Raw genomic sequence first — 8,153 nt, 5'->3', positions numbered from 1 at the left:
AGAAAGACAGGGGAGTCGCTGTATGGGACGTGGGCATCCACAAAGGCATCGCAGGCGAACATATCGTAGGGGGCTTTGATGTACCCCGCGGCGGTGTATTGATAGTCCAGCTCCTCCGCCAGATGGAACAGGGACTGGTAGTTTTCTTCCGTGATCTCCACCTGGGCCGTCCCGGTCCGCTGGAGATTTTCCAGCATGAAGAGGATGGTCCCCCGGACATCATCGCTCTTTTTGCCGCTTCCGCCGCTCTTCTGATAGGCCTCTACCGTCACCAGCAGACCGTCCTCCGCCAGGGCCGCGCCCACGTGGATCGCCTTTCCGTCTTTCAGGTACAGTGTGAGGATCTCATACCGATACTCCGTGCCGTCCGCCGCCGCCAGGGGCACCAGGGTCTCCTCCGATCCGGCGTGGGCGAACTGGAAGTAGTCGTATTGAGACGAGGTGCGGTAGTCGCTGATGGGCTGGAGCAGCGTGTCAACGGCGGTCTCCTCATCCATGCCTGTCCGGACGGTCAGTGTGAAGTCCGCGTTGGTGACGGAGTCGTGGAATTCATTGATGCCGGTGGCCTGGAACGCGCTGTCCACCAGATAGTACACGCCGTCCGTCTCATAGCGGTGGACGGCGTCCTTCGGCGTCCGAGCTGTGATGGAGGAGCCTGCCTGACCGGCGGACGTTTGGCCGGGGGAGGCTGTGCCGCCGGGAAGTGAGCCGTCCAGCAGGGCCCCCAGACCATAGCCGGCAGCCCCCAGGATTAGCGCCAGGACCAGCGCCAAGGCACACAGCCCCCATTGGTGGGAGACCGGCTCCTGGGGAGGCTCCAGGCCATAGACCGGCGCGAAATTCGGGTAGGCCTTGGCAATGCGGATCTTCTTCTGCCGCCCGTTTTGCAGGGAGTACAGACCCTGCCAGCTCCACCGGTCCTCCTTTACAAGCTCGAAGTTCGTTAGGGGTAGCACCACAAGGCTCAAAGAGCTGCCCGGCAGCACCTGACCGCTGGTCAGCAGGGAGATGGCCCGCAGGACGGAAGCCTTGGCCCGCTCCTGCTCCGCCGGAGACAGGCGGTCCCATGGGATGGCCCGCAGGCGGACGGCCTTCTCCGTGAAGCGGTAAGTATCCATGGCGTTGAGCGCGTTGAGATTCACCTGCCAGAGGTGACCCGCCGCCCGGACAAAAAGGAAGGCCTCCGCCTGATTGATCCGGCTTATGGGCAGGGCAAAGAGCATGGTTACGAAAGAGCTGAGAATGGCGAAGAGGGCGGCCATGCTCAGGGGAATAGGGGCGTCTCGTTTCACAGCGGTTACCAGCAGCGCCACACCCGTCAAAAGTCCCGGCAGCAGGGCGAAGAGAAGGCTGAACCGCAGGGGCCGCAGCCACCCCTTGCCCGCCGGGTAGAAATCCGCCTCACCCGCCGCCGCTGCTGCCTCCGGAGAAGCGGGGGGCGGGGGAAGCTCCGGCGTGCCGCTGTTCCGCAGTCCGCCAAGGATGGTGGGCACCGCGCCCAGCAGGGTGAAGAGGTACAGCATGGCCAGGTCGCCCCAGTAGGCGGTGCTCTCCAGCATCCCCCGTTCCAGCAGGAAGGAGATGGACCGGTATGCCTCCAGAATCCCCCAGTCCAGCTCCGAGGCGACGGCGATGGCCCAGGTGAGCCTGTGGGCAAAGAACGTCATCAGCAGGATTAGGACGGAGGAGACTGCCGCGCCTTTTTTGCTCAGTACACCGCCAAGCGTCTCGTAACCCTTCAGGGCACAGACCGCCATGACGAGACCGGATATGGAGGCCACATATCCCATTTGTCCGATGATGACTGTGCAGGCGACGCCAATTAAAGAGCCCAAAAAGGCGCCGACTACACCTGCCACTACATTTTCCCGTCTTTTTTTCTGTTCCACCCGAACAGCTCCTTTCCGAAGTTTTGTTTGATATATTCCATGGGTGCCGGTTCTCAAACAGACCCCGGGTCCCTGTGGTCACGTTTTCCGCCATTTTCACCAGAGGACCGGAGCTCCAATAGAGATCCTGGCGGCGTCTCCTGGGCAGCCTGCTGGCTCAGGGCCGCGTAATGGTACTCAAAATGGGCTCGCAGAGCTCCCGGATCCACCCGGAGAGGGCCAACCGGGTCTGGGGACTGAAAATCAGCAGCAGGCTGCCGGTGAGGAGCAGGCACAGTGCAAGGCATGCCGCTGTCCGGGCGATCCGGCAGCATATGGGGTATCGGGGCATCCGCCGCCGGAGGGGGGGAGACAGGGCGGGCCGTGGCTGTACAGCCACGGCCGAGGCGCTGGGCGCCTCGGCGCTTTCATGAAGGGAGCTGTCATCAGCAAAAGGGAGATATTTCTCCACAAAAGTCTCCCAGGCCCGGTCCACCCGGGTGTTGTCCTGCGGGGGTCCCCGCTCCGCCAGAATTTCTGCGGCGCGGAGGATCTCGTCTATTTCTGTATCGCTGGTCTCCTGGGAGTGAAAATCCAGAAGCAGCAGTGCCTCCAAGTCGGCGGAACTGGTCCGCTCAAGGGCCCGCAGGCGCTTTAGCTGAGCTTTTTTGGACTTTGTCATCCCATGCCCCCTTTCAGATAGATGTTCCTTATCAAATGCATACCTCCAGCTTTTCCTGCAGGCGTTTCCGGGCCCGCTGCACCCGTTTTTTGCAGCTCTCCACGGAGATCCCAAGCTCCTCCGCCATCTCCAGCACGGTGCAGCGGTCCAGAGCAATGCGTTTGAGCAGCTGGAAATCCTCGCTACCTGACAGATCGCAGAACAGGACGTCCACACTCATCAGTTCCGGTGTTTTAGAGGTCAGATGTCCGCCAGCGTCCAGGGATAAAAGAAGCTTTCTCCATTTTGCCTGGGTGCGGAGCGTATTCTGGCACACATACTTCAGCGTACACATAATCCAGCGTTTGGGATCGGTGCTGGAGAGAAACTGCTCGCGTTTGGCGCAGGCGATGCAAAAGGTATCCTGAATGGACTCCTCTGCCAGAGCGGCTTCTTCCAGGACCCGCAGGGCGTAGATATAGAGCGCCGGATACATCTCCTTATACAGTTGTTCCACCGTGGTTTCCCAGGGCTTGCAGTCTTCCATTACCACACCACCTCCCGCCGGGCCGGGGGAATGCCGTTTTTCTATTTTCAGACATCCATAATATATATGTCGAAAGAGCGCTGTTTGGGGACGCCTGGATAAAAATTTTTTAAGACCAGTCCAGCGGCCGGCGGGCCAACATTTACCATCATATAACGTTCGCCGCGAAAGTCAAGGGGCTGTTTTGCTGCATTTTTCACAAAGTGCGAAAAAAATATTGGCTTATTGTGCCGTCTCCCTTATGTTCAATAGTAACTATATTGAGGGAAGCAGTCATTTCAGACCGTGCCTCAACAGGAGGTGGAGACCATCACGGCATCAACTTACGGATACATCCGGGTCAGCACGAAGGACCAGAACGAAGACCGGCAGCTCATCGCCATGCGGGAGCTGGCGGTGGCAGAGAAGAACATATTTATGGACAAGCAGTCAGGGAAAGACTTCCGGCGGCCGCAGTATCAGAGGATGGTAAAAAAACTGAAGCCGGAGGATCTGATCTATGTCAAGAGCATTGACCGGCTGGGCCGCAATTACGAGGAGATTCTGGAGCAGTGGAGGATTCTCACCCGGGAGAAGCGGGTGGATATCGCCGTTTTGGATATGCCGCTGCTGGATACCCGCCGGGGCAAGGACCTGATGGGAACCTTCCTCAGCGACATCGTTTTGCAGGTGCTGTCCTTCGTGGCGGAAAATGAGCGGACGAACATCCGCCAGCGGCAGGCGGAGGGCATTGCGGCGGCGAAGGCCAGGGGGGTGCGGTTCGGCAGGCCGCCGGTGCCGCTGCCGGAGAATTTCTGCCAGATCCATATGGAGTGGAGGAGCAAGCGGATCACGCTGAAAGAGGCGGCGAACGCCTGCTCCATGCCGGTGGGGACGTTTTACGCCAAGGCTGTCCGGCTGGAGAACGAACATTGAATCATTAAAAAAACCGCCGGTTTGTAAAAGTGCACTTTTACAAACCGGCGGTTTTTAACTGCCTACACTTTTATACTCGGCGGCCCGCTTTGAAAATTAAGAGCTTTTTGAAAAAATTTTTCCCCGCTGTATCCGGTTTGTAAAAGCACACCATTGTAAATTCAACGGATGGAGGCGCGGGATGAAAGAGTATACCACCATCAAGCTCCGGCTCCATCCCACCGCGGAACAGGCCGCGCTGATGGAAAAGACCTTTGGCTGCTGCCGCTGGCTCTGGAACCGGATGCTGGCGGACGTGGAGGAGTTTTACGCCGCCTCGGATCTGCAGTACATTCCCACACCGGCGCACTACAAAAAAGAGGCCCCCTTCCTGCGGGGGGTGGACAGCCAGCCGCTGTGCTGTGTCCACCAGAACCTGCGGCAGGCCTTTTTGAACTTCTTCCGGAACCCCGGGGCCTTTCAGTACCCGCGGTTCAAGGCCAAGAAGGACCGGCGGGATACCTTCACCGTCTACTGCCGTCGGTACCGTACCGGGCCCTCTATCCGCCTTTTGAAGAGCGGCATTGAGATGCCGAAGCTGGGCCTGATCCCGGCGGCGGTCCACCGCAGGCCCCTGCACTGGTGGCAGCTGAAATCCGTAACGGTGACGAAGTCCAGGACCGGGAAATACCTCTGCGCCATTGTCTTCGGCTATGAGGCGCCGGAGCGGGAGGCGGTCCCGCCTCTCCCGGAGCGGACCTTGGGCCTGAACTACTCCCCGGCCCGGTTCTATGTGGACAGCCGGGGTGTCAGCCCTGTCCTGCCGGATCTGGCAAAGTCCCGGGAGAAGCTGGCCCGGCTGCAGAGCGGGCTCTCCCGCATGGAGCCCGGCTCCAGGAACTATGAAAACCAGCTGCGGAAAATCCGGATCCAGCATGAGCGCGTTGCCAACCAGAGGAAGGACTTCATCCACAAGGAATCCCGGCGGATAGCCAACGCCTGGGACGCCGTGTGCGTGCGGGACACCGATCTGGTGGAGCTGTCTCGGAGGCTGAAGGGGGCGGGCGTGATGGACGCCGGCTTCGGGATGTTCCGGGACTGCCTGAAATACAAGCTGGAGCGGCAGGGGAAGGCCTATATCGTGGTGGATCAATACGCCCCCGCGGCAAAGACCTGCCACGCCTGCGGGCGCGTCAATGAACAGCTGTCCGCCCGTGAGCGGAGCTGGACCTGCCCCTCCTGCGGCGTGGTTCTCACCCGGGAGGTCAACACCGCCCGGAACCTCCGGGAGTTCGGATTGAAGGAGATTGGCGCTCTGAGCGCTGTTTCATACCCCCCGCGGCTGCCGGCCGGGACGCCGATGAAGGCCCAGGAGCGGCGGGAAGCGCTGATTTGACCGGCAAAGCCCTTTGCCTGTGAAACCAGCCCTCCCCGGGGCCGCGGAATGGGAACAAGAGAGGGCGACTCCCTTCGGGGACGCAGCCTGAATCTCGAAAGAGAAGTCCACTCAGCATAATATTGTGACTTTGTCACACCGGCGCCGTCAGGAGGACGGGCCGCAGGAACGATTTAAGGAGATTTCTATGCTCTGCATTTCCATGAAGCCCGGCGAGTATTTCACCGTGGGCGGCAGCACCGTGATCCAGCTGGACCGCCTGACGGGCGACCGGGTCCACCTGACCGTCAACGCGCCCAGAGAGGTCCCCATTCTGCGGGGAGCGGTGCTGGAGCGCAATGGCGGGGAGCGGCCCGCCTGCGTGTTCACCCCACCGGCCCGGCCCGTGCGCCAGCTCCCATGGAACGGCGAGAAGCGGGCGGCCCTGGCGGACCTGCGCCGGATGCTGGAGGGAATGGAGGGCACCCCGGAGGTCCGTGTCCTGCGGGAGAAGCTGGACCTCATTTTTCCCCAACCGCCGGAGAGCGGCGGGGAGTGACTGATTTTGGTTTCGACCGGCTGACGAGCCGGCTGAAATATAGTCCCTGCGCTGAAAGTCCCGGGCATCGTGGCCACATACCCAGGGCGGACGGCGCGATTGAGAACTGTGCTCTGGTAAAAGGATGCTCCGGAGCACATTAAAAGACTGAAAGGAGTCAATTACTATGCGTATCCAGCACAATATTATGGCGATGAACGCCTACCGCAACTATAACACCAACACCTCCGCGCTGAGCAAGAACCTGGAGAAGCTGTCTTCCGGCTACAAGATCAACCGCGCCGGCGACGACGCCGCGGGCCTTGCTATTTCCGAGAAGATGCGGGCTCAGATCACCGGCCTGAACGCCGCCCAGAAGAACGTCAAGGACGGCATCAGCCTCGTCAAGACCGCCGAGGGTGCCATGCAGGAGATCCAGGACATGCTCAACCGCATGGATTACCTGGCCACCCAGTCCGCCAACGGCACCTATGACGACGAGGTGGACCGCGCCAACCTGCAGAAGGAGGTTGACCAGCTCCTCTCCGAAATCAACCGTATCGCCGACAGCTCCAACTTTAACGGCATTAAGCTGCTGGACGGCTCTCTGGATCCCAATGCCACTGAGGTTGGCAAGACCGATGCCAGTGCCGGCACGGTGGCCTCTCTGGTCACTTCCACGAAGGGCACCGCTCTGGGCACCGACACTGTTGAGCACTCCGACAGTACTGCCGCCGCCAAGACCAAGTTCGGCGTGGCTCTGCACGAGGTGAAGTTTGCCAATAACGCCGGTGAGGGTATCAAGATTTCCATCGGCGGTGATGACAACTATATCACCATCAAGGGCGGCGCGAACGGTGCTGCCGGCACGGAGATGACCGCGAAGGACATCGTGGACTATCTTGTGGGGAACAGCGACGAGGCGGACACTGATAAACTGGAATTCGGCGGAAATATTGAAGCTGGCGCTGCCGCGGGCAAGATTGTTATTGACGGCGAGACCTTCTCCATTTCCGCCGGCGCTGACGGCACCACCCTGGTCTTTGAGCAGGACTCCAAGACCAGCAAGCATATCGTTGGCGATATGGAAGTCAAGGTGACTGGTGCGGGCACCGCTGCCAAGAACCCCACTGTTACCGGCACCATTGCCGGCACTTTTGCAGAAGGTACGGCCGGTGCGGCTGCCGCATCGCAGACCTATGAGCTTACAATTTCCGGTCTTACCAAGCTGACTGCCGGCGATTATAATGTGACCATTGGCGGTCAGACTGTTACGGTGACCTTTGATGCCGATGTTGACACTGATGTTAATGATGCTCTGGCTGGAAAACTGGCAGCAGCTCTGGCGAATAAGTTCAAGGACGGCTTTGATGACGGCGCCACCCCCGCAAACGATACGTACTACAGTGTAACCGCTAATGGCGCCAAACTCACCCTTGAAGCCTCCAAGAATGGCACTGGTGCGGCGGCAGTCACCGGCGGCATCGCCATCACTCCCGCCAATACTGTGGCCGCTGGCCCTGACCCCGTAAGCGGCGACTACAACATGAAGACCACCGTTACCACACAGGGCGTGGACGCCGGCGCCAGCCGGATTGCCAGCGGCGTGGTCACTCTGACCGGCAAGGAGTTTGCCGACGGCACCATCATCAAGATCGGCAACAAGGAGTACACCGTCACCACCGACAAGGCCAACGCGAATTCCGCCGACCATATCTATGTGGGCGACCTGGATCTGTCCAGGGATTTGCAGACGGCGATTGACCGTCTGACCGTCAAAGCCGACACAAACGAGGTGTGGACCGTGGGCCAGGGTCCCACTCCCGGTACGGTTACCTTTGTTGAGAAGGTCGACGCGCAGGGCAAGAGCTACACCGAACAGAAGACGGGCACCGACGGCAAGCTGGCTGACGGCGCGTTTGATCTGACCAAGGAGAGCGTCATCAAGGAGACCTTCGGCATTGTTACCGGTAAGGCCGCGGCCAAGGCCGGCGAGGCCGGCAAGGCCATGATCCTCCAGATCGGCGACACCTCCGACAGCTACAACCAGCTGAAGGTCGAGGTAGGCGATATGCACGCCAAGGCTCTGGGTCTGGAGGGCTTGAAAATCAATACATCGGAGACCGCCTCCGCCGCCATCCAGAAGATCAAGGACGCCATCAACCAGGTCTCCTCTGTCCGCGGCACTCTGGGCGCCACCCAGAACCGTCTGGACCACACCGCCAACAACCTGAGCGTCATGGCGGAGAACATCCAGGACGCCGAGTCCA

General features: G+C 60.2%; 7 protein-coding genes. 4 read left to right on the top strand and 3 right to left on the bottom strand.

The window, feature by feature from the left end:
• From QZ326_RS09755 to QZ326_RS09745, 3 genes are all read right to left on the bottom strand, one after another.
• Positions 1-1,889, bottom strand: a 1,889-nt coding sequence (locus QZ326_RS09755; RefSeq protein WP_365328971.1) for a hypothetical protein, incomplete at its 3' end; no start/stop codon positions are given.
• A 157-nt stretch (positions 1,890-2,046) separates the two neighbouring features.
• Positions 2,047-2,550 (bottom strand): hypothetical protein, encoded by a 504-nt coding sequence (locus tag QZ326_RS09750; RefSeq protein ID WP_295744597.1) that lies wholly within the window; start codon positions 2,548-2,550, stop codon positions 2,047-2,049.
• A 31-nt stretch (positions 2,551-2,581) separates the two neighbouring features.
• Entirely contained in the window at positions 2,582-3,076 is a 495-nt protein-coding gene (locus tag QZ326_RS09745) for an RNA polymerase sigma factor (protein ID WP_295744593.1), read from the bottom strand.
• A 285-nt stretch (positions 3,077-3,361) separates the two neighbouring features.
• Here QZ326_RS09745 and QZ326_RS09740 point away from each other — a divergent pair, with 285 nt between their 5' ends.
• The 4 genes from QZ326_RS09740 to QZ326_RS09725 form a co-directional block, all read left to right on the top strand.
• Positions 3,362-3,991, top strand: a complete 630-nt coding sequence (locus QZ326_RS09740; protein WP_295744590.1) for a recombinase family protein — start codon at positions 3,362-3,364, stop codon at positions 3,989-3,991.
• A 181-nt stretch (positions 3,992-4,172) separates the two neighbouring features.
• Positions 4,173-5,366 (top strand): transposase, encoded by a 1,194-nt coding sequence (locus QZ326_RS09735; RefSeq protein WP_295744588.1) that lies wholly within the window; start codon positions 4,173-4,175, stop codon positions 5,364-5,366.
• A gap of 187 nt (positions 5,367-5,553) precedes the next feature.
• Positions 5,554-5,904: a carbon storage regulator gene (locus QZ326_RS09730; RefSeq protein WP_295744585.1), complete on the top strand. Its 351-nt coding sequence runs from the start codon at positions 5,554-5,556 to the stop codon at positions 5,902-5,904.
• Positions 5,905-6,070: 166 nt separating this feature from the next.
• On the top strand, positions 6,071-8,153 hold a 2,083-nt coding region (locus QZ326_RS09725), incomplete at its 3' end, for a flagellin (RefSeq protein WP_295744582.1).

It is taken from the genome of uncultured Oscillibacter sp. (genome assembly GCF_910587525.1).
In the GTDB taxonomy this organism is placed as follows: Bacteria; Bacillota; Clostridia; order Oscillospirales; family Oscillospiraceae; genus Oscillibacter.
Note: the sequence above shows the minus strand (reverse complement) of the source record. Positions and strands in the feature narration are given on the sequence as shown.

Excerpts from the sequence above, each read along its gene's own strand:
- QZ326_RS09750 (WP_295744597.1), bottom strand. The coding sequence starts at position 2,550 with ATGACAAAGTCCAAAAAAGCTCAGCTAAAGCGCCTGCGGGCCCTTGAG.
- QZ326_RS09730 (WP_295744585.1), top strand. The coding sequence starts at position 5,554 with ATGCTCTGCATTTCCATGAAGCCCGGCGAGTATTTCACCGTGGGCGGC.
- QZ326_RS09745 (WP_295744593.1), bottom strand. The coding sequence starts at position 3,076 with ATGGAAGACTGCAAGCCCTGGGAAACCACGGTGGAACAACTGTATAAG.
- QZ326_RS09735 (WP_295744588.1), top strand. The coding sequence starts at position 4,173 with ATGAAAGAGTATACCACCATCAAGCTCCGGCTCCATCCCACCGCGGAA.